General features: G+C 73.6%; 16 protein-coding genes and 1 pseudogene. 2 read left to right on the top strand and 15 right to left on the bottom strand.

The window, feature by feature from the left end; all coding sequences use genetic code 11:
- Window positions 1-383: 383 nt before the first annotated feature.
- Together ABZ721_RS18815 and ABZ721_RS18810 are read left to right on the top strand one after the other, a co-directional pair.
- Window positions 384-1,277 (top strand): aldo/keto reductase, encoded by an 894-nt coding sequence (locus tag ABZ721_RS18815; RefSeq protein ID WP_358789736.1) that lies wholly within the window; start codon window positions 384-386, stop codon window positions 1,275-1,277.
- A gap of 319 nt (window positions 1,278-1,596) precedes the next feature.
- Window positions 1,597-2,499: a methyltransferase domain-containing protein gene (locus ABZ721_RS18810; protein WP_358789735.1), complete on the top strand. Its 903-nt coding sequence runs from the start codon at window positions 1,597-1,599 to the stop codon at window positions 2,497-2,499.
- A 105-nt stretch (window positions 2,500-2,604) separates the two neighbouring features.
- On the opposite strand, the gene ABZ721_RS18805 is transcribed toward ABZ721_RS18810, so the two are convergent.
- The 15 genes and pseudogenes from ABZ721_RS18805 to ABZ721_RS18735 all read right to left on the bottom strand — a co-directional run bounded on the left by ABZ721_RS18805 (window position 2,605) and on the right by ABZ721_RS18735 (window position 24,865).
- On the bottom strand, window positions 2,605-3,045 hold the full coding sequence (locus tag ABZ721_RS18805; RefSeq protein WP_358789734.1) for a hypothetical protein: 441 nt from the start codon (window positions 3,043-3,045) through the stop codon (window positions 2,605-2,607).
- A gap of 111 nt (window positions 3,046-3,156) precedes the next feature.
- Window positions 3,157-3,420, bottom strand: a pseudogene (locus tag ABZ721_RS18800) (creatininase family protein); the annotation flags it as partial.
- A 132-nt stretch (window positions 3,421-3,552) separates the two neighbouring features.
- On the bottom strand, window positions 3,553-4,803 hold the full coding sequence (locus tag ABZ721_RS18795; protein WP_358789733.1) for an acyltransferase: 1,251 nt from the start codon (window positions 4,801-4,803) through the stop codon (window positions 3,553-3,555).
- Between the two features lie 552 nt (window positions 4,804-5,355).
- Entirely contained in the window at window positions 5,356-9,291 is a 3,936-nt protein-coding gene (locus ABZ721_RS18790; RefSeq protein WP_358789732.1) for a hypothetical protein, read from the bottom strand.
- Between the two features lie 4 nt (window positions 9,292-9,295).
- Entirely contained in the window at window positions 9,296-10,243 is a 948-nt protein-coding gene (locus tag ABZ721_RS18785) for a hypothetical protein (RefSeq protein ID WP_358789731.1), read from the bottom strand.
- Window positions 10,243-14,622: a hypothetical protein gene (locus tag ABZ721_RS18780; protein ID WP_358789730.1), complete on the bottom strand. Its 4,380-nt coding sequence runs from the start codon at window positions 14,620-14,622 to the stop codon at window positions 10,243-10,245. The genes ABZ721_RS18785 and ABZ721_RS18780 overlap by 1 nt, the downstream gene beginning before the upstream one ends.
- Complete coding sequence (locus ABZ721_RS18775) at window positions 14,615-16,192, bottom strand: baseplate J/gp47 family protein (RefSeq protein ID WP_358789729.1); 1,578 nt, start codon at window positions 16,190-16,192, stop codon at window positions 14,615-14,617. The genes ABZ721_RS18780 and ABZ721_RS18775 overlap by 8 nt, the downstream gene beginning before the upstream one ends.
- The gene (locus ABZ721_RS18770) at window positions 16,189-16,659 is read right to left on the bottom strand and encodes a GPW/gp25 family protein (RefSeq protein ID WP_358789728.1); all 471 of its coding nucleotides are present in this window, start codon (window positions 16,657-16,659) and stop codon (window positions 16,189-16,191) included. Before ABZ721_RS18770 ends, ABZ721_RS18775 begins: the two co-directional genes overlap by 4 nt.
- A 16-nt stretch (window positions 16,660-16,675) precedes the next feature.
- On the bottom strand, window positions 16,676-17,008 hold the full coding sequence (locus ABZ721_RS18765; protein ID WP_358789727.1) for a hypothetical protein: 333 nt from the start codon (window positions 17,006-17,008) through the stop codon (window positions 16,676-16,678).
- Between the two features lie 75 nt (window positions 17,009-17,083).
- Window positions 17,084-17,890: a phage baseplate assembly protein V gene (locus ABZ721_RS18760; RefSeq protein WP_358789726.1), complete on the bottom strand. Its 807-nt coding sequence runs from the start codon at window positions 17,888-17,890 to the stop codon at window positions 17,084-17,086.
- A complete protein-coding gene (locus ABZ721_RS18755) occupies window positions 17,887-18,903 on the bottom strand; it encodes a hypothetical protein (RefSeq protein WP_358789725.1) in 1,017 nt (338 codons plus the stop codon). The genes ABZ721_RS18760 and ABZ721_RS18755 overlap by 4 nt, the downstream gene beginning before the upstream one ends.
- Window positions 18,904-18,905: 2 nt before the next feature.
- Window positions 18,906-19,799 (bottom strand): hypothetical protein, encoded by an 894-nt coding sequence (locus tag ABZ721_RS18750; protein WP_358789724.1) that lies wholly within the window; start codon window positions 19,797-19,799, stop codon window positions 18,906-18,908.
- Window positions 19,796-23,866 (bottom strand): peptidoglycan-binding protein, encoded by a 4,071-nt coding sequence (locus ABZ721_RS18745; protein WP_358789723.1) that lies wholly within the window; start codon window positions 23,864-23,866, stop codon window positions 19,796-19,798. The genes ABZ721_RS18750 and ABZ721_RS18745 overlap by 4 nt, the downstream gene beginning before the upstream one ends.
- Window positions 23,867-23,882: 16 nt before the next feature.
- Window positions 23,883-24,299, bottom strand: a complete 417-nt coding sequence (locus tag ABZ721_RS18740; protein ID WP_358789722.1) for a hypothetical protein — start codon at window positions 24,297-24,299, stop codon at window positions 23,883-23,885.
- Window positions 24,300-24,325: 26 nt separating this feature from the next.
- On the bottom strand, window positions 24,326-24,865 hold the full coding sequence (locus tag ABZ721_RS18735) for a hypothetical protein (protein ID WP_358789721.1): 540 nt from the start codon (window positions 24,863-24,865) through the stop codon (window positions 24,326-24,328).
- Window position 24,866: the final 1 nt, after the last annotated feature.

Here is a 24,866-nt window from a genome sequence, read left to right as displayed (position 1 = left end):
CCCAACCATCTCGGCAAGACTCGGCGGCACCGGCGTCTCAGGACGGCAACCTGGTGAAGCGTTTCGTCAGGGCGTGGCGGCGGCCGCCGCGGCCTCGTGGTGGCCCCGGGCAATTCGAGCGTCGATCTCCCCTCGGTGGCACGGGAGTTCATCGTCGCGACGTTCGTGCCCCACCCTTCTGCCGCGGCGCCCCGGCCTCCACTCGCTCCCGTCACAATGCTCCCGCCCGGCGCTCCACCGTGCGCGCGGCGGCGCGACGGCACGCCCCCGTCGCCGACACAGGGCACGCGGTCGGGCGCTTTGCGCGCCCGGAATGGGTAGACGGGTTGCAGACTGCACACGGTCGCACTGCCGGACACAGTGAAAGAGGAGGCACCTTCTTCATGGGGAACACGTCGCACACGGGGACACGCCGTATCGGGGACATCCAGGTCAGCCCTGTCGGCCTCGGGGGGATGCCGCTGTCCATCGAGGGGAGGCCGGACCGGGACCAGGCGGTCGCCACGATCCACGCGGCGCTGGACGCGGGCATCACCCTGATCGACACGGCGGACGCGTACAGCCTCAACGGCGACGACTTCGGGCACAACGAGTCCCTCATCGCCCACGCCCTGGCCGCGTACGGCGGCGACACCTCCGACGTACTGATCGCGACCAAGGGCGGGCACACCCGTACCGCGGACGGCGAATGGACCCTCGACGGGTCGCCCGCGTATCTGAAACGGGCCTGCGAGGCGTCGCTGAAGCGACTGGGTGTGGAAGCCATCGGGCTCTACCAGTTCCACCGGCCGGACCCGCAGGTCCCGATCGCCGACTCCGTCGGCGCCATTCGCGAGCTGCTCGACGAGGGCAAGATCCAGTACGCGGGGGTGTCGAACTTCGACCCCGCGCAGATCACCCAGGCCAACGACATCCTGGGCGGCCGGCTGGCCGCCGTGCAGAACCAGTTCTCCCCTGCCTTCCGCTCCAGCGAGCCGGAGCTGGAACTGTGCGACGAACTGGGTATCGCGTTCCTGCCGTGGAGCCCGCTCGGCGGGATCGCCAAGGCAAGCGGCCTCGGGACGCGGTTCGCCCCATTCGCCGAGATCGGCGCCGCGCACGGGGTCAGCCCCCAGCAGGTCTGCCTGGCCTGGATGCTCGCCAAATCGCCGGTGGTCGTCCCGATCCCCGGCTCGTCGCGGCCCGCCAGCATCCAGGACTCCGCCGCGGCGAGCACGCTCGAGCTGACCGCAGAGGAGATCGCACAGCTGGACGCGTCCGACCAGCCGGTGTCCTGACAGCCGGAGCTGTTCTGGGTCTGTCTGCGAGCCCTCGCCCCGCGGCCGGACGGATTCCGGGATCGATCGGGCGTGCAGAGCGGACCCCGCTCCCCCGTCCAACCGACGACGCGGAGGCGACCCTCCGCCCCAGCCTCGATCACCGGTCGTCGACTGCCTCCCGGCTCCGCGCCTCCAGCGGGGCCGGGAGGCGGGCGCCCGGATCCGCCCTCGCCTCCACAGCCGCCGGTCAGTGCGGCGATGCTGCGCCAGCGCCCGGCGCCGCGCTGGCCGGAAGCCGCACAACGCGGGATCATGGTGGTGACAGACCGTCCACGTCGTGGGCCGCGCCTACGACCTGCCGCACGCGACCTTCGAGGTTCCGATGGCCGGCTCCCCGCGTTCCCACGCCGCAGGCGACGGCCGCCCGACGAGCCCGGCCCCCGCGGGTGGCTACGGCAAGGACCTCTTCCCGCCCGCGCGGCAGGGCGAGGCCGCCCGCATCGACTACGGCGCGCTGGCGTACGACGACGTGACCTTCCGCCGACTCACCACGCTGGGAGCCGGGCCCGGCTGGGCCTGTCTGGACGTCGGCGCCGGCACGGGGACCGTCACGCGCTGGCTGGCCGGGATCGCAGGCGTCGACAGGGTGCTCGCCCTCGATCGGGACACACGGTTTCTGGAGGTACCGCCGGGAAGGCGCGTGCGCACCGTGACCGCCGACCTCGACGGCCCGGAGCCGGATGATCCGGACCTGGGGCCGGGCCGCTTCGACCTCGTGCACTGCAGATTCGTCCTCATGCACCTCCCCCGGCACGACGCCCTGCTGGCGCGGCTCGCGAACTGGGTGGCTGCTGGAGGGTGGCTCGTGGTCAGCGACGCCGTCGACCTCACCACCGACCACTCCACGCACCCGGCCTACCGCCGCACCATGGCCGCGATGTGGCACGCGCTGAGCGACACGATCGGCACGGACGTCAGCTGGGTCACCGACACCCCGCAACGGCTGCGCTCCCAGGGGCTGTCCGAGGTCGGAGCGGAGATCTACGTGCCGCCGCTGACTCCCGACGCGCCGGTGACCGCCTTCTGGCGGGCCACCTGGGAGCGGATGCGGCCCGCGCTGGAGTCCGGCGGGCTGGTGGACGCGGCGACCGTGGACGAGGCGCTGGCGTATCTGGCCTCCCCGGAACTCGCCGACCTCTCCCCCGGCATGATCACCACCTGGGGCCGCCGCCCGTCCTGATCGGCGCGCCCCCAGCGGCATCGCGGCCCTCACCGCCCGGCACCCGGCCGAAGTACTGCGACCCGAGGGCTCAGCTCGGCGTTCAGCTGAGCGGGTATCCCTCGGTCAGCGGCGGCCGGTGGCCAGGATGACGAGGAACTGGCCGCCGCCCGGCTCGATGTCGGCGGTCACCGCAAGCCCCGGCACGAGTCGGGAGAACCGGTCCACCAGCCACTCCGCCGCCTGCTCGGCGTCGCGCCGCGTCGGACAACGGCCCACCATTTCGCGGCCGCCCTTGCGCTCCAGCCGTCCCGCCACGGTGAGCAGCGGCGCCGGCTCGACGACGTACAGGCGCTCCGGCCAGGCGATGACCACCTTGACCGCCCCCTTGCGGGAGTTGCACCCCCGGTGCGCGAGCCGCTCGACGAGCTTCGCTTTGCGGTCGGCGGTCCGGCTGTCGACGCTGGGCCCCCGCGGGTCGTTCACCGACTCGTCGGGATCAACCGGCTCGTCACATACCCAACAGCGCCAACCGTCGCGCTCGGCCACATCATCCAGAAGACTCACCCCAGCAACCTAGCCTGCCCGGCCCCCACCCCGCACATCCGGCCCCGGCAACGGGCGGGCCTCAGCACCGCAGGCCGACGGTCAGCGGGCCCGCGCCACACCGACCGCTTCGAGCGAGCGCCAGATGTCGTTGACCATCGCGTAGAGCGTGCCGGCGCTGATGCTCACGGTGCCCGGCATCGCGGCGTGCTCGTGGGAGCAGGAACACGCCGTGGTCGTCGGCGATGCGGCGGGCGATCATGCAGGCGATGGCGGTGTCGGTGATCAGCGGCAGATGTCGCCGTGCTGCTCGAAGCTCCCCACGGGAAGGACGGCGACTGCGGGGCCTCGACGGTGCTCGTCACCCGAGGTGGATTGCGTGATCAGATCTTCCATGCCCTCAGCATCTCTCCCCGCGTCCAGCCCAGCTCAGCGCTTCGTGAACACCGCATCTTCGGGCGCACTTCGTCCCGACGCCACCGCCGGGGCCACGGGGCCCAGTTCGGAGAGCGCCCGGCCCGATCCGGTCTAGTGCGCGCTGCCGGGGTACGCCGGGAGGCTCCGGCGCCCGCGCCGCATGTCGAGCAGGCGGCGGGGCACCCGGATGCAGCGCGCCAGAAGTTCGTAGGCGGCCAGGGTGAGGGCCAGGGAGGCGGTCACGATCATCATGTATTTGAGGGGAATCGGGGCGCTGAGGCCGACGACGAAGTAGGCGACGGCGACGACGATGGGCTGGTGCAGGACGTAGACCGGTAGGACGGCGGCCTCCAAGTAGGCGTAGGCGCGGTGGCGCCCGGAGGGGGATTCCGGCGGGGGCGGGGTGGTGGGGTGGGCCAGGCGGTGGCGGTCGAGGTGGCCGAGGATTGCCACGACCAGGCACCAGCCGGCCGCTCCGAACAGGGTGCGCACGCTCACGCCCAGCGCGGTCATCTCGGTGAAGGGCTCGTCCGCGAGGGAGAAGCCGGGCCCGGACAGGGCGAACAGCACGCCGCCGATCCAGCCGGCCGGTACCGCGACGCGGCGCATGGCGGTGCGGTAGCGGTCGTCGGAGGCCAGGGCGCAGCCGGCGGCGAAGAACACCAGATAGGCCCAGTGGTGCCAGCCCGCGTAGTTCTCCTCCATCCCGGCAAGGGCGCCGATCAGGGCGAGCGGGAGCGCCGGCAGCAAGATCGTCAGAGGCGCGTGGGTGACGGCCTGCGCCAGCCGGTCGGCCAATGGCCGGATGCGGTCGGGCGGCAGTACGCGGTAGAGCAGCGCCAGCATCAGGCAGAAGGTGAGCAGCAGCACCACGAACCACAGGTGGCCGGTCTCGAAGTAGGGGCCCTGGACGACGAAGGGAAACCCGGGCAGGTCCAGGTGCACGTCGTAGAAGCGGGGCAGGAACGCAAGGTAGGACGCGTGGTAGTCGGCGTTCGCCGCGCGCAGGCGCAGCCATTGCGGCAGCGGGTTGAGTACCACGGTGCCCAGGAGCAGCGGCACTCCCAGGCGCAGCAGCCGCGCCCGGGTGAAGTCGGCCGCTCCGCGGCGGCGCAGCGAGTACCACGAGCCCAGGCCGGAGATGAGGAACAGCGCGGGCATCGCCCACACGACCGCGAACCCGGCCACGATCATGACGACGTCCGTGGTCCGGGCGTTCTTGACGTAGTAATCGTCATCGGTGGCGAAGACCAGCGCCGAGTGAAAGAAGATCAACCCGAACACGACGAGCATCCGCACCGCGTCGAGCTCCGGGCGCCGCTCCGGCAGGTTCCGTCCTGCTGGTTCTGTCCGAGACGCCATGGCCGGTACTCCCCCCGACGTATCCGCGTCCCCACAGTGTTGGGGTGGGAAGCGCTCGTGCGCCAGTCTGCGGGCCGCCCGGTGACGAGGAAGGCCGGTGGGCGCGGCGGGCAGCCGTGGGCCGATTTCACAACGGTCCCGCCCCAGTGGGGTGCGCAGGCGGCGGGGGTGGCGGGCTGTGACGGCCGGACGGTGGGTGTCGCTCCAGTCGGTGGCTCGCCAGGTGCGCCCCCAGGAGATCGAGGCTCCGCTCCGCGTCCGCCATCTTGAGCTGGGCGCGGTCTACCGCGCTCCCCCAGTGGCACTCGCAGGTGCAGTCGTCGAGGTGGGCGGTCATTCCCCGGCAGGTGGTTGACAGGCCATCGAGCGCGGCGAGGAGGCGCCGTCGGACGCGGGCTTGGCCGGGGTGCCTCATGGACGTTCGCCTGTGTGAACTCCGAGGGGTGGGACCGCCCGAAGACCGCTGACTTGCCGGGGCGACGTCCCCGCCGTCACCGGCATTTCGGTGGGGTGGGGCTGGGTGGACACGTTTCGTCGCGGTCGCCGTGCGGGTCATCCTCGGGTGGGGAAGATCTCGCGTGCTCCGTTCGCGCGTACCAGCCGGCCCGCTTCGGTGATCAGGCGGCGTGCCATGGCGTCCGACACCCCGCGCAAGGTGGCCACGGTCGCCGGGACGGCGCCGCTCAGGGCGACCAGGTCGCCGATGCCCAGCTCGGTGAGTTCGAGGGCTCGTCGGGCGCCGATTCCCCGGATCGCGGTGAGCGGCAGCTCGGTCCGTACCCGCGACACGACGGCGGGGCCGGGGGCGGGTGCCGGGCGGTGCGGGAGGTGGAGGCGTGGGAGGGGGGTCTCGGGTGCGGGTTGTGGGCGGCCGCCGAGGCGCACTCGTGCGGTGCCGCAGGTGGGGCAGGCGGTGAGCGCGGCGGGGCGGCCGGCGGGGGTGCGGACGGCTGTCGGGCGGTGGACGGGACGGTCCTGGCCGCAGGTGGCGCAGTAGCACTGTTGGCCGTCGGGTCCGTCGCCGGCAGGGGTCGACGGGCAGAGGCCGTCGGCGGGCAGTGGCGCGGCGACCGCGGGGCCCTCGTCGAGCCGCACCGCGACGCGGGTCATCGTCAGGTCGCCCGGGGCCTCCGAGACGAACTGCAGGGTGACCTGCTGGGCGGTGACGCACGTCAGGGACAGTGCCGTCAGCTCCACCGCGCCGCCGGCCGGTATCACGAACCGCAGGCGGGCGGCGGCCGTGCCCGCGGGGACGGGCCCGCTCATCGCGCGGTCCGCGAAGTCCAGCGGGTCCAGGGGCAGCACCGACGCGGCGGCGAGGGGAGTTTCGGTCTCGTCGGCGAACACGAGCTCCAGGGCCGCGGCGGGACCGCTCACGCAGGCGGTCAACCGCAGATCGAAGTGGTCGGCGGGGCCCACGGGCACCCATTGCGTCACGAGGGCGTCGGTCGCGCCGGTGTTGGTCAGGGTGATCCCCGGGCCGGCCGACGGCGTGATCACGGCGCCGGCGGGCGTCCAGGAGGCGGGCAGGGTGGAGGCGACGTCCGTGGTGCCGGCCAGGGTCACGTGGTCCACGGCGGTCCGGCCGCCGGGGGTGAAGAACCGGATCTCGACCTGGGTGACGCCGGGCGGCGAGGTCACCGCGAGTTCGTGGTGGGGGACGTGGTCCAGGGCGGTCTCACGGTCGGGGTCGAAGGAGGTGATCGCCACGCGGTCGGTCCGCCCGCGCGCGCACCCCGCCCCGCGCCAGATCAGCTGGGCGACGGCGTCCTGGTCCTGGCTGATCCCGTCGAAGGCGAACCGGTACCGCGTGCTCGCGAGCACCCCGACGGCCTGCGAGATCGCCGCCGGCCGCGGCACCGTGCTGCGGCAGCTGACCTGATCGCCCAGCAGGGCGAGCACGTCGCCGGTCGTGGGCAGCGCCACGGGCTCGACGGCGCCGGCGGTCAGCTCCCAGTCGACCGGGTGGGCCTGACCCAGGGTCAGCAAGGAGGCCGACCCGGTGCCGACGACCGTCACCACCGCGTGCGTCCCGGCGGGGCCGATCACGATCTCGGCGCCGTCGGACGTGCCGGTCATCGACGCGCCGACCGGCGAGTGCAGTAGGGCCCGGCGGCGCACGTCGATCCCCAGCACGGCGCCGTCCTGGATCACCACGCCGAGCTCGTCGGCGGGATCGATCGCCAGGCACTGCGGGGTCGAGCCCGCCGGCAGGTCGAACCGGCTCACCGGGGCCAGGTTGTTGGCATGCAGGAACTGCACGCCCTGCTGCCCGAGGACGATCACCTGGTTCCGGGACGGTGCGACGGCCACGTCGAGCGCGGTGTCGGTCAGCTCGACCGTCATCGCGTTCCGCCCGACCAGCCCGGCCCGGTCCGGGTACCGCACCAGGGTCGAGGTGCCGTCGCCCCGCGCCAGGACGTAGATGGCGCCGTCCGCGCCGGTCGCCAGGGCCCGCGGGGAGCCGATCGTGCGGTCGGCGGGCAGGTGCGCCCAGTCCGGCGCGCCGGCGCGCAGGTCGGCCCAGCTGACGAAGCGCGCCACCGCGTCGTCGGCACTGTCCCGGCAGAGCAGCAGGACCCCGGATCCATCGGCCACCCGCACCACGTCGAGCACCTGCTCGGGTACGGCGATCGCCGCGCCGATCGGCCGGCCGGTGTCCGTCGCCGCGAGCTGCAGGAAGGAGGCCGGCAGGCTGCTGGTCAGCTCCCCGCCGAACTCGGTCAGCGCCACCACGGCCTGCGCTCCGGCAGCGTCGAGGGCCATCGCCACCGGGTAGCCGGCGCCCAGCGCCGCGTCGAACCCGGGCCGCCGGGTGAACACGTCGTAGGAGCGCAGTCGGGCGCTCCCTCCGTCGGGTGCACCGAGCAGCACGGTGCCGCTGTCGGGCAGGAAGGCGGCGGCCCGGCCGAGGGACTGGCGGGTCTCGGCGCCGCCCAGCGGCTGCGGGCCGCCGATCGTCGTGCCGACGCGGTGCCAGTGGGCGAAGTCGCCGTTGGCCGCGTGTTCCGCCGTCGCCTGCGCCGCGCCCTGGCCGGCCGCCGCGGCGTTGATCGCGCCCGCCACCTCGGGGAAGCTCAGGTCGAGGTCGATCGATCCCTGGGCGGCGAAGCGTTGCAGGGACACGGCGACCTCGTCGGTGCCCGCGGCGACGCGCAGCTCCAGCGGCATCCGGAACGCTCGCGTGGCGTGGCGCAGCCGCAGTTGTGCTCCGGCTCCGCCGGCGGAGCGCCAGGACAATCCCCCGTCGGTCGTGCGCTGCAGGGCGGCCTGGGGGGCGCTTCCCGCCCCCCAGGTCGCGATGCCGTCGCAGGCCTGGACGACCAGCCAGTGCCGTACGCCGCCGGGCAGCTCGAGTTCGGCGGGCAGGGCCGTGTTCAGCCAGGTCGGTGAGCCGGCCGTGTCGCGGGTCAAGGTGAGTTCGGCCGGTTTGCTCAGCGCGGAAGTGCGGCCGGGTTTGCCGTCCAGGTCGTTCACCACGTCGACCGCCAGTCTCGCCCGGGCCGTCACCGCGGTGAGTAGCAGGTCGATCGAGCTGGTCACCACGGCGGTGTCGAGGGTGAAGGGCTGCGCCAGCGGTCCGGCGGCGGAGATCTCCACGTGCTCGGTCGCCGGGGGCGTCAGCGCCCCGAACACCACTTCGCTCGCCTCGAATCCGCCCTGTACGCGCCCGGCCGTCCCGCCCGGTACCGCGATCAGCCCCGGGGGCACCGCGACGGCGAGGGCCGGGGCGGTGGTGGGCGTGCCGGCGTAGCGGTAGGTCGCCTGGATGGTGGTGAGGTCGTCGGGTGTCGCGCTGACCGCGAGGGTGTAGTCGATCTCGAGGTCGAGATCGAGGCGGGAGATCGAACCGGAGGTCACGAGGATCGGCACCCGGTGGCAGCCGTTCTCGATCGGGAGCTCGGGCAGCAGGCCCTGGAGCAGGGTCGCGAAGTCGGGGGTGGTGACGGGCTCGACCAGCTCACCGGGGCGGCTGTAGAAGACCGGGCCGCCTTCCACGGCGAGGGTCAGGTCGCTCGGCGGCGACACCACGGTCAGCGCGGCGATGTCCGCACCGGCCTTGGCCACCCGCAGCCCGGTCACGGTCAGCCCCGGCAGGTCCATGACGTCGCTCAACGGCAGGGCTGGCCCGGCGCCGAGGCCGCCGGAGGCGTTGACCCCCAGGAAGCCGCCGCCGAGATCCACCAGCAGCACGCCGGCCGGGGCGGTGGTGTTCAGTCCGGACCCGGTCAGCGCCGCCAGGGTCCGGCGCGCGTGCAGGGCGATCTCGACCGCGCCGTCGGGCCGTGCCTTGCTGGCGCCCCAGGCGCCGGCCGGACCGGGGAACGTGAGTGTCTCCAGGAACCGCCGGTCCGGGTCCGCGCTGTGCGGGGTCACGGTCAGCACCGCGCGGCTGATCACCGCGCCGGCCGGGAGCCGGCGCAGCACCAGCCGGCGGGCCTGTTCGAACGGGGCGGTGCGGCCTGCGTACCGGGTCCGGATCCTCATCGCGTCAGGCCTTGAGCAGGATCATGACCGCGAGCTCGTTGCCGTACTCGCCCTGCAGGTAGTCGGCGACCTGCCCGGCCTCGGGTCCGCCGTGCACCGCGTCGCCGCGGAACCACACGGCGGTCCGGTTCAGGTCCAGGTGCTGGATCATCACGTTGGCCGGGGCCGGGATCGGGACCTGGTTGTCGGTGCCGGAGCCCGGTCCTGCGGGGAAGTTCAGCGTCCGGCGCGGCCGGAACTGGAACAGCAGGTCGTTCCAGTCGCCGCCCGCCTTCAGCTGCTCGACGGTGGTGTTCTGCTTGCAGCAGCGTTCGAACCACGGCGAGTGGCAGTAGGTGTCGTCGCCGAACTGGTCGTTGGGGCCTTTGAAGAACGCCTTCCAGAACTCGGTCTCCAGGTCGTCCAGGGTCGAGCTGTCGGTGTACGGCACCCGGTAGCGGGTGAGCAGGTCGGCGAAGGGGATGCCCAGTTCGGGGAAGTCCTTGGGCTGGATGTCGACCGCGACCTGGTTGTTCGACGCGTCGCGGACCCGCACGCGGCGTTCGGTGCGGTGGTGCAGGTAGAACGTCGCCCAGGCCAGCCGGGTCTCGTCGTCCTCGCGGCAGGCCACCTTGAAGTAGTCCAGCTCGTAGACGTCCACCAGCGGGCAGCTGCCCAGCTGGTGCTCCAGTTCGGTGACGTCGTCCTTGCGCAGCATCTTGAACAGTTGCTGGTAGCCGGTCCGGCCGCGGACCTGGTCGAGCACTCGGCGGGTGACCTCCTCGGTCAGCGCGTTCAGGTCCTTGCCCTCGAGGTGGTCGGCGTTGTCCGCGCCGGCGACGTGGGTGACGCCGTCGGCCGCGGCCTGCGCGGTGGCGCGGATGTCGGCGTAGATCTTGAGTTGGACTTGGTTCCAGTCCTCCGCGGTGAGCAGGTCACCGGGGGCGCGTTCGACGTACGGGGTGTCGGTCATCAGATCTCCTCCGTCGGATGGGGTCCGGCGACCCGGTCCCTGGTCACGTCCGCATGGACGCCGGCCGCTTTGGCGAGGCCGACGCCGACCGGTCCGGGGCGCAGCAGCGCGTCGGCGAGCGACGGCAGCGGCGGTCCGTACACGATCTGCCGGGCGGATTCGAACCGGCCTCCGGGGAAGGCCACTTCGAGGTCGTAGACGGCCGGGCCCGATGCCCGGCCGCACACCCGGATCTGATTGCCCCAGGCCCCTGGTTCGGCGGCGGACAGCTCGACGAAGCCGGGCGCCAGGCCGGGTTCGGACAGGAACATCCGGGCGGGTGTTCCGGGGCGGCCGCCGCTGAGCGGGACCGGGTCGCGGAAGGGCAGCGCGACCGCGCTCCAGCCGATCGGCACCAGGTCGACCAGGCGGGCGCTGACCAGGCGGGAGCCGGTCTGCAGGTCGTTGAGGCGGTCGACCAGGAAGTCGGGGTCGGTCACCGGTTCGGTGACGACGCGGGTGTGCGCTTCGGGCCCGGCCGTACCGAAGCGGACGGTGCCCGTTGCCGGCGCTCCGGTGCCGGCGGCGCCGAAGGTTCCGCCGAAGCGTTCGTCCAGCTCGGCCGGGAGGTTGACGGTGAACGCGCCGGCCTGGTGGGCGTCCCAGTCCACGCGGAGCACGGCGGTGGGGCGCCGGAGGGCCAAGGAGGCGAGCACGGCGGCGGGGTGCGCGTGCTGGGGGCCGAAGCGGCTCAGGTCGAAGACCGCTTCCTCGCTGTCGGTGCCTCCGGCGAAGCGGTCGGCGTTGAAGGACGCGGCATCGAAGCGGGCGGCGCGGCACTCCGAGAAGCTCCAGGCGTTCACCCCCCGGCGTACGCCGAGCAGGCCGGTGCCGGTGGTGTGCACCTGGGTCGCCGGGCGGCTGGTCCCGTGTTCGGTGATGACCGCCCGCACGGTGTCGCCGTCGGCCGGCTCGATCGTCAGGGTGCCGCCCGCGCCGATGGCCTCGCCGACGCGGATCGACCAGCCCGCCGCCGGGTCGGCGATGCGCGGGGCGGACACCCCGGCCCGCGTGGTCAGTGTGACCCGGCCGGTGACATCACCGGCGCCGGTGTTGCGGAACCGCAGGACGGTGCCGTGGGCGGCGGGGCCGGAGGCCCACGCGGGGCGGGCGGGGTACTCGGCGACCTCCAGGAAGCGCAGCGGGACCACCGCGACCCTGCCGGCGGCGCCCGACGTCGGGGAGGTGAGCCGCAGCGTGTCCCGGGGCGCGAGGGAGGCCAGGCCCGGAGCGACGTCGTTGATCGCGGCGATGATCTCGGTGGCGACGGTGGTCGAGGCCGTGGCGCCGGCGACGTCCACGTCGAAGGGCGGCCCGTCGTCGACCGCCAGGCGCAGGACGGAGCGCCGGGAGAGGTCCACCGGGGCGAGCAGGTCGACCGCGCCGTCGAGGACGGCGGGGCCGGGCGGGCGCCCGACGGCCGACGGCGCGCCGAACAGCAGGGGGCCCGCGTTGCCGGTGCCCGTATGGGAGAGCGCGATGCGGCTGGAGAAGCCGCTGGTCGGCGAGGCGATCCGCAGCACCCGCCCGCCGGGCGCGGTCACCGGCGACGCGTGTGCGGGCGTCGCCGCGTTGATCGCGGTGGCCACCTCGGAGAGCGTCACGGCGGCGGGGTCGGCAGCCGCGCGCGTCAGGTCCACGACGACCGCCGGTCCCCCGTCGACCGCGAGCGTCAGCTGGTTGGCGACACTCAGATCCACCGGGCCGGTGCGGTCGATCGTGCCGACCACCGCGGCGGGCGTGGCCGCGGCCCCCTGGTAGGTGCGCGGTGCGGCAATCCCCAGGACGGCGGTGCTGGCGTCCGTCCCGCTGCTGGGCGGCAGCACTTCCAGTCGGCTGGGCGCGCCCAGGGACGGGGAGGTGAGCAGCAGGTGGTGGCCGTCGTGCGCGGCGACCTGGGCGACGAGGGCGACGTTGATCGAAGCGACCAGTTGGCTGAGGCTGCGCCGTACCGGTCCGGCGGGATCCCCGAGGGCGATGTCCACCGCCGGCGCGCCGTCGACCGCCAGCCGGAGCGTCGCGCCGGCCGGCAGTGTGACTCCGGCGGTCAGGTCGGCGGTGCCGGTGAAGCGGACACCGCCGGCTGCGCCGCCCCGCGTCAGCCCCGGGTCGACACCCAGCACCGCGCTGAGGGCATCGCGCCGGCGGGGTGCTTCCAGCACGATCGACGGGGTGTACCCGCCGGGGCGGGCGGACGACCGGAGGGTCAGGGTCCGGCCGTCGGTGGACGCGAGGGCCGGAATACGGGCCTGGTGGGTGAGGGCCGTGTTGATGGCGGTGACGATCTCGGCGGGCGTGGTGGCGCGCGGGCGCGGCCCGGCGCAGTCGACCTCCACCACCGTGCCGCGCTCCCTCCCGGAAGTGCCCTCCCCCGCGGCACCGGGTGCCGGCGCGGGGGTGTCGGTCAGCCGGATGCGCAGGTAGCGGTCGACGGTCAGGTCCGCGCCGCCGCTCAGGTCGTTGGTGCCGAGCAGGACGGCCGGCTCGCCCGCGGTCCCGACGGCGGTGCGGGCGGTGAAGCCCAGGAGCGTCGTGGCCGCGTCGTCGGTGACGCGGGCGCGGGTGACGAAGCGGCGGCGGTCGGTCCGGCGCAGGGGGGCCACCCGCAGGCGGCCGCCGGCGCCGTCGGTGGGTGAGACCAGGATCAGGTGGGCGCCGTCATCGGTCGCGATCTGCTGGCCGACGCCGGTGTTGATCGCCTTCGCCAGGTCCTGCACGGCCGCGCGGGTGAGGTCGCACACGCCCCGGCGCAGGTCGACCTCCACCGGGTCGGCGCCGTCGACGGCGAGCGACAGCAGGTGGCGGGCCGACAGGTCGACCGTCGCCGACAGGTCGGCGGTGCCGGTGAAGGCCGCGGTGACCGGGGGGTGGCCGGGGCTGCTGCGGGGGCGCAGGCCCAGGAGGTCTTCGGCGACGTCCCCGGCGACCTCCTCGACGCGCAGGCGCCCTGTCGGCCCGGGGCTCGACGAGGTCAGGGTGAGCGTGCTGCCGTTGTGGGCGGCCACCGCGTCCCCGAGTCCCTCGTTGATCGCGGCGACGATCTCGGCGAGCGTGGTCGCGGCCGGATCCGCGCCGGCCACATCGAGGGTGACGGCCGGCTGCGCGTCCACGGCCAACCGCAGATGCGACCGGTCCTGGAGGTTCACCCCCGGCCCCAGGTCCCGGTCCCCGACGACGCGCGCGCTGCGCGCGGCCTCGCCCACGGTGATCGGGGCGACCGGGCCGAACAGCAGCGCGGTCGCGTCCTGGGCGGCGGGGGTCTGGAAGGCGAGGTGCCCGGCCGCGCCCGACGTCGGCGAGGTCAGGGTCAGGAACCGGCCGTCGTGGGTGGCCACCGGCAGGCCGAGCCCGCGGTTGACGGCGGTGACGATCTCGCCGAGGGCGACGGCCGCCGGATCGGCCGCGGCGGCCGTGCAGTCGATCTCGGCCAGGTGGCGGCCGTCGACGGCCAGCCGCAAGTAGCGCCGGTCGGTCAGGTCGACCGCGGTACTCAGGTCGACCCGGCCCGTCACCGCGGCCCGGGTGGCAGCCGCCCCGCGGTAGCTGCGCGGCCGCAGCCCCAGGACGCGGTCCGCGGCGTCGCCCGGCCCGTCGTCGACGGTGATCCGCCCGGTGCTGCCCGCGGTGCGTGACATCAGCCGCAGCCGCCCGTTCTCCACGGTGGCGATCCCCGCCACGCCGAGCTGGTCGTGGATCGCGGCCACCATCTCCTCGGCGGTCACCTGGGCGGGATCGGCGGCGCCCGCCGCCAGTTCGACCGACTGCGGGCCGCCGCCGTCGAGGGCGATCCACAGCGTGCCGTTCGCGCGCAGGTCGACGCCGCCGCGCAGATCGACGTCCCCGGCGAGGGTCGCGCGGGCCGCGTCGGCGCCGTACCGGTCGACGGCCGGCCGGCCCAGGACGAGCGTCGCCGCGTCCGCGCCGTCCGGAAGGGACGTGAGCAGCACCGGCTCGTCCCGACTCCACCAGGAGTCGAGCGCGTCGTCCTCGAGGTGCAGCCCGAGCGCCTCGGCGGCCACCCGCAGGATGCCCCGCACGGTGACCGTGCCGTCGAGGAACGTCCGCACATAGCGCTGGAGATGCTCCCGGAACTCCTCGACCGATTCGTCCGCCCGCGGCGCCAGCCCGTACAGGGCCGCGAACAGGGCGAGATCGACGATCGCCGGCTCCCCCGCGTCCGCGAAGGCGACCCAGTGCGCGCGCATCACGGCCACCAGGCTGTTCTCGGCCGCCTGCAGCTCCCCGCCGTACGCGTCCGCCAGCGCCCGCAGCGCGGACGGGTCGCCCAGCGTGCGGAACGTCGGCGGCAGGTTCGCCAGGACGCGGTCGGCCTTAGGCACCGGACGCCTCCCGCAGCGTGACGTCCGTGGCGGCCATGTCGAGCGCGATCCACCACGGCTCGCCGGCGATCGTCGCCACGACGCGGAAGGTGCCCGCTTCGATCTCCGCGTCGGTGGCCGGCTGCCCGGTGGGGCCGACGAGCAGCGACCGATCGGGGATCCGCGCCCCCGTGGGGGCCTGCGACCCGGCCGCGGCGAGCGCGGCGGCCACAGCGGCGCGCAGCCCCTCGGCGGGCGCGGTGGCCACGGTGGCCAGCAACGCGTCGAGCACGGTGCCGTCACCGGTGTCGCCGGACAGGTCGGCGCGGGCCACGACGACGTCCACGATGGTGGCGGCGGTGATGTCCTCGACGCCCCGGACCGCGGCGAGCAGCTGCGCGCCGTCGGCGGCCTGGCCCCCGGACAGCGCGTCGACGACCGCTTGCAGCGCGGCCACGACCTCGGCGGCGATCTGGTCCTGCCCCGCCTCGGAGATGTCCGGGGTGACCGTCGCCGTGATCCGTGGCGTGATGTGGACGTACCGCGCGACCAGCGTCGCCAGCACGCCGGCCGCCCGGGTGTCGTGCACGGCCGCGGTGAGGCTGGGCAGGCGCTCCGGTTCGGCCTCCACGACCACCGTGACCGTGCCCGGATCCGACCGGTGCGCCGGCGGGCTGTTCGGGTCGAAGAACTCCACCGGTCTGCCGTGCCCCTCCCGGATCACCAGGTCGAGCGCGGGCAGCGTGGCCTTGCCCGACGCCCGCAGCGCCGCCCGGGCCCGGTCGCGCAGCTCGTCGTCGGTCTCGTCGGCGGCCGCGCGGATGGTCGGGTCGAGGTTGGTGACGCGCTCGATCCCGGCCACCGGTTGCGTCATCTCGCTGATCACACCGGCCGCCACCAGGCCGGCGGCGCCGGCGAAGCCGGTGTCCGCCCGCACCGGCACGTCGATGCGCACCTGTCCGCGCTGCAGGGTCCGGGGCTGGGTCGAGGTGAACACGACCCCGCCCCCGGCCAGCCGGGTCCCGGCCGGGATGGTGATGTTGCCGTCGACGGCCGCGACCCGGAAGAAGGTGACCAGGCCTTCGGCGTACTCGGCGGTCCGGCGGGTGACGCCCAGGATCGACACCACATAGTCCAAGGACCGGCCCGTCGCGGTGTCGACGAACGCGGACTTGTAGGCCTCGTTGATCTCTTGGTAGACCGTCGCGATCTCCCGGCCGACCGCCTCGGACAGGGTGCGCGTGACGCTGCCGACGTTGATGTCGCTCAGCGGCGAGCGGCTGGTCGTGCGGAAGTAGTCGACGTAGAAGGTGCTGTCGTCGTCCGGCCGGATGCCGTCCTCGAGCCAGATCACCGCGTTGGTGGCGGCGCCGAAGGTGAAGTCGATGTCGAGCACGAACGTGCGCGGCGCATCCGCCGCGGTGCCCGTGATGCCGCGGACGCCCCCCGCGGGCTCGGCCAGCGGGTAGGTCAGCACCTTCACGTCGAACAGGATCGGTTCGTTCACGACGCCGCCGACGACCGAGGTGAGGATGTCGTCGACCAGCGCGCCGTAACTGCGATGGATCAGCGTTGCGGTGTCACCGTTCATGCCACGCTCCCTCCGAGGTCGATCGGCAGCACGAGGTTCAACGGGGTGGGCTCGTGGAGGGTCAGGACCTCCACCTCGATGACCAGCCAGGTCGGGCGGCGCCGATCCGTCGTCACGGTCACCGCCCGGACCGCGGCGATCCGCGGTTCGCCCTGCAGGGCCTGCAGGACGAAGAGCTTGGCGCGGTTGCGGGTGGCGGCGGTGTTCGGTTCACCGACCAGCTCGTGCAGGCGGCTGCCGTACTCCGGATGGCCCAGGTGGGCCAGCTCGCCGACCTGGGTCAAGAAGCGCAGCAGCAGCGCCTGTTGCAGGGCCGGCACCCCGGTCAGCCGCTGCAGGTCGACCACGTCGGACGCCACCGGACGGGCCGCGGTCCGCAGGTCCGCGCCCCGCTCCCGCTGCTCGGCGTGCTCCAAGTCGCCCAGCAACCGCACATCGGCCCCGAACAGCGCGTCGAAGTCCGTCATGGGCGCCTCCTCGTCCTCACGGCGGCCACCGGTCGCTCACACAGCCCGCCGCGGGCGGGCCCAGGACGAGCAGCACGCCGGGCGGGGAGGGAATGCGGTCGCCGACCCGGACCAGCGCCCGGCCCGCGACCCGGACCCCGGAACTGGCGAGCGCCCCGATCACCAGCGGATACGGCACGCCGGTGACGGAGTTGACCATCGTGCAGAGCGAGCCGCTGGTGGCCAGCGGCATCCCGCCGGCCGTGACGTGGGGCGGCAGCACGGCGACGATCGTCCCGCTGTCGGGGGCTCCGGCCGCACCCGGTGTCACCAGCACCGCTGCCCCTACCGTGACCGGTGATCCCGGCATGGCGACCTCCCCCCTCGTGATCCGTCTCGTCCCTGTTCTACGGGCCGGCGGTCTTCGGACCGTCTTCGTGCTGTCTCAGGGGCTGAAGGAGGTGGCGCCCTGGATGGTGACGCTGGTGCCCTGGATGGTGGCGCCGGTGCCGCCCTGCAACGTCGCCTGCACGGTGCCCTGGACGGTGGCCCGGGATTTCGCCTCGATCGAGGCGTTGACGCCGGCCTTCACGCGGACGCTGCCCTTCGCCTCGAGCGTCAGGTCCTGCGCGGCGGTGAAGGACACCGACCCCGCCGAGTCCACCGCGACGTCGCCGTCCTGGTTCACCGTGATCGTCGTGCGGCCGGCGGTCACCGTGACCGTGCCGCCGCTGGCACCCGACTGGTCCAGCCGCAGCTGCGTCTTGCCCGCGGTGGCGGTGACGGTTCCGTCGACGACCCGCACGGTGATCTTCGGTGGCATCTCGATGACCAGCTCGCGCGGGGGGCTGCGGTCCGCATGGTTGCGGATCGCGGCCAGGACCGACTGGTCGTCCGCCGCGGCCAGCGGCAGCCGGAAGACGAGTTCGTCGGTCGTCGACAGCGGCGGGCGGTCGAGGTCGTCGTAAAGGCGGGCGATGACGATGGGCGCGTTCACGTCACCGTGGTCGAAGGCGAGCAGGACCAGGTCGTTCACGTTCGGGATCGCGACGCTGCCGACGTGCCCGGTGCCGACCGGGACGCGTTTGAGCTCCAGTCCGCTGCCGCGCAACTTGACGTCGACGCCGTAGTTGTCGTCATCGTCCGTGCCGGTGTGCGGATGGACCGCGGTCACGACCGCGAGCTCGGTGGTCCGGTGGGCGGCCAGCTCGCCGCGGACGATCGCGGCGATGGTGTCGATGATGGTGCTCACGGTGCCACCCCCTGCAGACTGCGGAATGCGACGTCGGTGGTCAGCCCTGCGGCCTTGGTCAGGTGATGGCGGACGGCGCGCACCTGGTAGGTCCCCTCCAGCGCGTCGACCCCGGCCCGGTCGGGAAACCCCTCCAGCCGGATCAGCTGGCCCAGCAGCAGCTGCGGCCGCCCTTGGATCCGGACCCGTCCGTGCAGGGCCTGCTCGGTCAGGGTCTCGGCAGCCGCCTGGGCCACCGCCGCGGCCAAGCGGCCGGTGCGCACGGCGGCGCGCTCGATCAGCAGCATCGGCGGCGCGCTGCCGGAGGTCCCGTGCCGGGGGCCGAAGTCCTTGGTCAGCCACGCCCACGACTCGTCGCCGCCCGCGCCGGGGCTGTCCCCCCAGACCTGCACGGAGCCCGCGCGCGGACGGGACCGTCGCAGTTCGGCGTGGAGCACGTGTTCGCCGTAGCGGAGTCTGTGCACGGTCCGGTTGCCGGTGAAGCCTTCGAAGACCAGTTTGCCGTCGGCCGTGACCCAGGTGTCGAACCCCGCCAGATACGCCAGGTCCCGCACGTGGCGGGCGACCGGGCGCCGGCCGTCGATCACGTACGCGGGCAGCGCGGGACCGTCCTCGACCGAGGCCACGTCGAGGCCCGCCGCGGTGGCGAGCGCGCGCACGATGGCCCCGGCCGTGGTGTCCTCGAAGGTCCGGTCCATGAAGGTGCGCAGCAGCGTGTCGCCCCCCGAGTGCCCGGTGATCCGCTGCGTCTGCAGGCCGGGCTCGACGGCCACCACGCTCCCGGTCAGGACCCGCACGAGCTTGTCCTCGTCGGCGTACCCGAGGTCGACCGACATCGTGTCCCCGGGCTGCGCCCGCAACCCGCCGACCTGCCCTTGGCGCAGGGTCACCGCGTCGGCCGGGGTGTCGAGATCCAGCCGTACGGTCAGCTCGAGGGCGGTACTGGCGCGCGCCTCGATCGTGGTGTCGATCACCTGGTCCCCCACGGTGATCCGGTAGGCAGGCCGCAACATGCTCAGCCACCTTCCCCGCCGGGGCCGAGCCACTGGCGCAGCCGCTCGCCGTACGCCGACGTCGCGTCGTCCGCGTCGTCCGCGCGGACCCGCGCGGCCAGCTCGGGCCGCTGGGCGAACACGTCCGCGGTGGACAGGGGGTGCGGCGTTGCGAGGAGGTTGGGCAGGAACGTGGTCAGCAGGTGGTCGCGCAGGTCCCGCTGGGCGGGATCGAGTGCGGTGCGGAACATCGCCCGGGCCAGCCGCGCGCGCTGCGCGGTGTCGAGCGACTCCGTCACGCTGGCGTCCTCGTAGGCCGCGCGCAGATAGGCGGCCTGGGCGTCGGTGCGGGTGGCGGGGTCCTCGGCGATGCGCATCAGCGCGTCGAAGCGCTCCGGCGAGCTGACGACGGCGGCCCGCACCTGCACCCACACGAAGCGGGCGAAGCGGGCGCCGCCGTCCGCGCGCACCTGTCCGGCCCGCGCGAGGATCTGGTCGACGGTCAGGGGGCGGGCCCGCAGGGCGAGCGCGAGCCGCAGATCCGGCAGCATCGCCGGTGCGGGCTGCAGGCTGCCGCAGTGCTCCTCGGTGAGCTGGTCGGCGAGGTGCGGGGTGCGGCCGTCGCACAGAGCGACGAGTTCGGACCCGGCCTCGGTGCTCACCTGCGACCAGAGGCCGTAGTAGTCGAGCACCACGTCCTGGCCGCCCCGCTCAGCCACGGGGATCCGCACGAGCTCCCCGACCGGGTCGGTCAGCGTGCCCTGCAAAACCTCCAGCAGCCGGACGTCGAGCGTGCCGGCCCGTGCGGGCAGGTGGTCCGGGCCGGGCTGCCACGGCCCGAACTGCCGGGCCTCGACGCGGACGTGCACGATCAGGCCGGCGGCCGCGATCTCGGAAACGACCGGTGTCCCGCTCATGCGCGTCCGTCCCCGGCCAGCAGCGGCACCGCGCTGGGAGCCCGGACTTCGACCCCGACCGAGGTCGCCGGCACGGCCGGCGAGGTGGTGGTCCGTGCGGTGATCCTGGTCGCCGGCGCGGTCGCCACGGTGATCGCCCCCATTTCTGGGTTGATGGTCCATCGTCCGTCCATCTGCCACGTCAGCCGGTGCAGGACGTCGTACAGGCGGTTCGCGGGGTGCGCGCTCGGCGTGCTCACCGCGCTGAGGTTGGTCCACAGCGACAGGAAGCAGGTGAAGCGGATCTCGAACACGAAGGCGGTCAGCTGCCCGCTCGCGGGCAGCGGGTGGGTACCGCGCGCCGACGCGCCGGGGCTGTCCACCGCTTCGACGATCCAGCGCTCCCCCACGGCCAGCGGCGTCCGGCTGCGGATGCGGCTGCGCCCCAGCGCGGCGGAGTCGCCCCCGGTGCCCACGGCGCTGCGGCCGGAGTCCAGGATCGGCGGCGCGACCAGGGCCGGCGCGGGATTACCCGGCAGGAAGGTGGGTCCGGCTCCGGTCGCCTGCGTGCCGTTGGAGCAGAAGACCAAGGGCGCGGGGTGGATGACGGGGGGCGTCACTGTCGCGTCGGTGTAGGTCGGGGCGAAGGTGTTCGGTCCGGCCATGTTGTTGAACCAGCCGCCGAAGAACCGTGTGGCCAGCCGGCGGCCGTTGGCCCCGCCGGTGACGAGGTCGATCTGGGCGTTCATGTGGATCGCCGCGGTGCCGGGGTTGTTCACGTCGAACGTTCCGGACCGGACGTTGATGCCGTTGCCGGCGAGCGGGGCCGCGGTGAAGTTGGCCGCGGTCGCCACGGAGTCGTCCTTGAACAACGTGGCGCGGCCGAGCAGCAGGTTCAGCACGATGTTCGGCTCACGGTCGATCTTGTACTCGAAGCGGCCGGTGCCGTTGCCGTCGACGAAGGGCCGGACGTGGAAGGTCCCGGTGTTGTCGGTCAGCAGCGTCGCGTGCCGATCGTTGCCCGCCACGACCGTGACGGTGGGCGCGGACCCTGCCGGATGCAGGTTGACGATCGCGGCGGCATCGTTGCCCCCGCTGGCCGCCGCGATGCCCGCGGCGCGCTGGGCGCCCCAGCTGACCGGTGTGCCGGCGGGCGTGACGTCGACGCTCAACTGCACCGGGCCGGCGCCCAGGACCGAGTTCTCCAGCAAAGGCAGCGGCTCGTTGAGCACCGGGTCCTCGTCGAAGGCGCGCGCGGCGGTGACGGTGAACAGATGGTCGGCGGCCGGTCCGTTGCCCAGCCGGGGCGTGCGCGGCGGCGTGGCCGGGACCGTCGCCTGCAGGTTGCTGAACTGCACGACCGTGAGCGCGACCCGGTCACCGTCCGGCTCCAGCCCGTCGATGCCCAGCTGGAACCCGCAGTCGCGCAGCCCCGCGCTGACCCGGGCGCCCTCCGCCCAGAACTTCGTGCCGGCGGCCGGGACGGGGCCGGCGAGCGTGGTCGTCGCGCCCAGCGCGGTCTGACCGGCCGCGGCCACCTCGTCGGCGGCCGCGAACAACCGCACGCGGGGGGCGGGATCGGCGAAGTCCAGCGCGCGCAGCACGAGGGTTCCGGTGAAGCCGGCCGGCTTGGGCGGGCGGACCGTGAGCATCGCGCGGCCATGGTGAAAGGCCCCGTCCTGCTGGTGGACGAACCGGCCGGGGCTCATCTTCGTGGCCGCCGTCATCGCGGCCGGGTCCGTCGTCCTCGCGGTCCGGCTCGCGTGCAGGTCCAGCGTCAGCGCGACAGCCGTCATCGCCTTCTTCGCCGACAGCCCCTTCTTGCCGTCGACGGTCAGGGCCAGCGTCAGGACGACGTCGCCCACCTGGTCGCTCGCCCGCACCCCGGCGGCGAAGATCGTCACTCCGGCCTGCAGCTGCGCACTGGTGAACACCGCGCCGTCGGCGACCTGGTTGCCGCCGGTGACCGCGTCGAAGAACTCGATCGGGCCCGCCTTGGAGATGCTCAGTTTGCCGCTGCCGGTGAAGGCGGTCGAGGCTTTCAGCTCGACCGGACGGCGAGCCGGGCTGGTCTGCGGTTTCTTGACCACCACCGCGTCCGGGGAGGTCACCGTCGGGGTCGGCGGGGGCGGGACCGGGGGGTTCGCCGGCACGTCCAGCACGATGCTGGGCTGGACGAACGCCACCGCGCGGTCGACCACGACGATCTCGGCGTCGGCGGAGCCGTCCAGGCGGAAGCAGACGGCGTTGCCCTTCACCTCGTCCAGGGACCGGGTCCCGGCACTGACGACGAAGGGGCCCTCCACCTCCGCGGTGTAGGTGCCCGGGCCCTTCTGCCGGTCGTAGTGGAAGGTGCCGTCCGGCTGCGGGCGGGCCTGGACGGGGGTGCCGGCGGGCGCGCTGCCGGCGGTCCTGGGGATCTCGCCGTCCAGGTACTCGCCGTCGGCCGCGGTGAGGAGGTACGTGCCGGTGAAGGGCGTACCGTCCTCGAAGCGGATCGTGCCGTGGACGGTGAACGAGCCCGGCTCGGCGGGCGTGCGGCACCAGGGGCGGGGCGGGTCCGGCGGACCGGTCGGGCAGGGCTGGTCCCAGGGGACGACGAAGCCGTCGACGGCGCTCGCCGTGTCGTCGCCCAGGCACCAGCCGCCGCCTCCCGCGCCATCCGGGACGAGGGGCAGCGTGGCCGGTCGCGGCACCGGGCACGGCATCACGCTCTCGTGGACGAACAGCAGCTCGGTGCGCCGGTTGGGCCGCCACGCGTCCTCCGTGTTGCGTACCGGATCCTGCTCACCGCACCCGAGCCAGCGCAGCGGACCGGAATCGCAGCCGGCGGTGTTCCGGTTCGCCATCAGCCGCGCGGCCGGCAGGTTGAGCGGTTCGTGCCCCAGGTAGGCCTGGATGAGCACCGGCCAGGTGGCGTCGCCGACCACGCCGTCGGCGGCGAGGCCATGATCCTTCTGGAAGGTGCGGATCGCCGTGTCGGTCAAGGTGGCGTCCTCGCCGGACGTCCTGCCGACGTTGCCCAGGTACCGGCCGAGGTCCTGCAGCATGTGCTGGACCTCGCGCGTCCCCCAGCTGTCCCGGACGGTGGTGATCGTCCCGCTCGGCCGCTGCTTGCGCAGCTCGTTCCACTCGGCGACCGACCGCAGCGGGTCGCTGCCGAACGTGAGCATCGCGTACGTCGCCCGGGCGCGCCGCTCGGACAGCGCCTGGTTGTATCGGTCCGCGCCGACCAGATCCGTGTGCCCGGACAGCACCAGGCGTTCGTCGGGATGCCGGTCGGAGTAGGCGGCGGCCGCCTGCAGCACGTGGCGCATGCACGGCTCGACGAAGGCCTTGTCGAAGCGGAAGTGGATCGCGAACACCGTGCCGACCGTCGCCCCCCGGCGCAGCACGATCGTCACCGCGGCGACCTGACCGTCCTGCACCCGGATCGTCGCCGAGCCGGTCAGCACCTCGCGTTGACCGCTCGGGGTCGCCGTGTCGTCGACGAGCGCGTCGACCGTGTACTGCCCGGCCGGAAAGGGGTCTTCGAACCAGGTGTCCGGCCTGATCCGGTGCGTGAGCACCCGGGTCAGGTCCGCCGTGGTCCCGGCCGCGACGCCGTGCGCGGTGACCCGGACCCGGTCCATGTCGAACGCCGGATCGCCCTCCACGACCACCGTCACCGACAGCTTGCCGGTCTCGACGTCGAGCGGCGGGGGCGGCGGGATGATCACGTCCTCGGTGTCGATCGTCGCTGCCGGCGCGAACTCCCGCAGCGCGAACCGGTACTCGAAGGCGTCCGGGCGGCCGGCCGCCTCGCGGACGTCCATCCGCTCGATCAGTACCCGGTCGACCTGTGTGGCCGAGGTGATGTCGGAGACGAAGGCGACCGGCTCACCGGCGTGGAACGCCTTGCGCAGAGCGGCCAGGTGCGGCAGCGTCCCGGCCGCCGTCAGCACCCCGGTCAGCCTGACCCGGGCCGAGCGCCGGCCGAGGGCCTGCAGGAAGTCCCCCTCGAGCCCGGGGACCGGGTGGCGGGTGACCACCTGGTCCTCCCCGGTCTCGATCAGCTGGACCTGTTCCAACTCCAGGTCTCCCAGCATCGGCCGGACCACCGGGTCAGCCCTTCAGGCTGTTCAGGTGCGCGACGATGGCGGCGATCAGCGCGAGGATCTCCGTCTTGACGGCTTCGACGCTCGGCAGTGCGGTGACGACATCGGCGATGTCGGCGATCGCCTTGATGGCGCTGGTCTCGTTCGGCAGCAGCTTCTTCGCCGCTTCGAGCAGCGCCGGGAGCTGGCCGGTCAGCGCCGACGCCTCGGCCAGCCCGGGGATGGTGGAGACGTCGAGGTGCTCCACCTCGGTCTTCAGCTTGGTCATCAGGTCGACGAGCAGGGTGAGCAGCTCGTTCACTTGCGGGACCAGCGCGGCGATCGCCTTGATCGCCGGTTTGATCGTCGGCACGTTGGTGTCCAGGAAGCCCTTGAATTCCGCCAGCACCGCCTTGAGCTGCTCGAACAGATTCTGGTCAGCCATGGTTCCCTCTCCCCCGGTCCCTTCGGTTACGGCAGGTCTGCGGTGGCCTGCGTCAGCCGCCCCAGCAGCTCGGTCAGCGGCTCGACGAACCGCTCCAGCCCGGTCGCGAACGGCAGCGCGATGTCGAGCCCGTCCAGGACGCCGTCCAGCAGGTCGGCGGCGCCATCGAGGATGTCCGCGTCGAGCGGTCCGACCGTGGCGGGTTCGACCGGTGCGATGAACTCGCGCAGCGTCAGCACGTAGCCGAACCGGCCCGGTCGGCCGGCCAGTTGCCGGACCTGCAGATCGTCGATGAGTACGGTGTCGATCGCACAGTCGGTCGTGATGTCGGCGACGAACGGCACCGCCACCCCGGTCCGCAGGTCCTTCTTCAACGTCTCGACGAGTTCGAGCGCCCGCGCGTCGGTGGCGACCCCGGTGACGGTGACGGTGGTCGGCGCCCGCCCGAGGTTCTGCAGCAGGCTGCCGTCCTTGCCGACCGGCTGGTGCTCGGCCAGCGCCCGCCGATCGCTCGTCCCGATCTCCTGGACCTGCGGCAGTTCGGTCCCCGCCAGCATCGGCCGCATC

The organism is Streptomyces sp. NPDC006733, assembly GCF_040636125.1.
In the GTDB taxonomy this organism is placed as follows: Bacteria; Actinomycetota; Actinomycetes; order Streptomycetales; family Streptomycetaceae; genus Actinacidiphila.
Note: the sequence above shows the minus strand (reverse complement) of the source record. Positions and strands in the feature narration are given on the sequence as shown.

Excerpts from the sequence above, each read along its gene's own strand:
- ABZ721_RS18815 (WP_358789736.1), top strand. The coding sequence starts at position 384 with ATGGGGAACACGTCGCACACGGGGACACGCCGTATCGGGGACATCCAG.
- ABZ721_RS18795 (WP_358789733.1), bottom strand. The coding sequence starts at position 4,803 with ATGGCGTCTCGGACAGAACCAGCAGGACGGAACCTGCCGGAGCGGCGC.
- ABZ721_RS18790 (WP_358789732.1), bottom strand. The coding sequence starts at position 9,291 with ATGAGGATCCGGACCCGGTACGCAGGCCGCACCGCCCCGTTCGAACAG.
- ABZ721_RS18785 (WP_358789731.1), bottom strand. The coding sequence starts at position 10,243 with ATGACCGACACCCCGTACGTCGAACGCGCCCCCGGTGACCTGCTCACC.
- ABZ721_RS18775 (WP_358789729.1), bottom strand. The coding sequence starts at position 16,192 with ATGAACGGTGACACCGCAACGCTGATCCATCGCAGTTACGGCGCGCTG.
- ABZ721_RS18770 (WP_358789728.1), bottom strand. The coding sequence starts at position 16,659 with ATGACGGACTTCGACGCGCTGTTCGGGGCCGATGTGCGGTTGCTGGGC.
- ABZ721_RS18765 (WP_358789727.1), bottom strand. The coding sequence starts at position 17,008 with ATGCCGGGATCACCGGTCACGGTAGGGGCAGCGGTGCTGGTGACACCG.
- ABZ721_RS18755 (WP_358789725.1), bottom strand. The coding sequence starts at position 18,903 with ATGTTGCGGCCTGCCTACCGGATCACCGTGGGGGACCAGGTGATCGAC.
- ABZ721_RS18750 (WP_358789724.1), bottom strand. The coding sequence starts at position 19,799 with ATGAGCGGGACACCGGTCGTTTCCGAGATCGCGGCCGCCGGCCTGATC.
- ABZ721_RS18745 (WP_358789723.1), bottom strand. The coding sequence starts at position 23,866 with ATGCTGGGAGACCTGGAGTTGGAACAGGTCCAGCTGATCGAGACCGGG.
- ABZ721_RS18740 (WP_358789722.1), bottom strand. The coding sequence starts at position 24,299 with ATGGCTGACCAGAATCTGTTCGAGCAGCTCAAGGCGGTGCTGGCGGAA.
- ABZ721_RS18735 (WP_358789721.1), bottom strand. The coding sequence starts at position 24,865 with ATGCGGCCGATGCTGGCGGGGACCGAACTGCCGCAGGTCCAGGAGATC.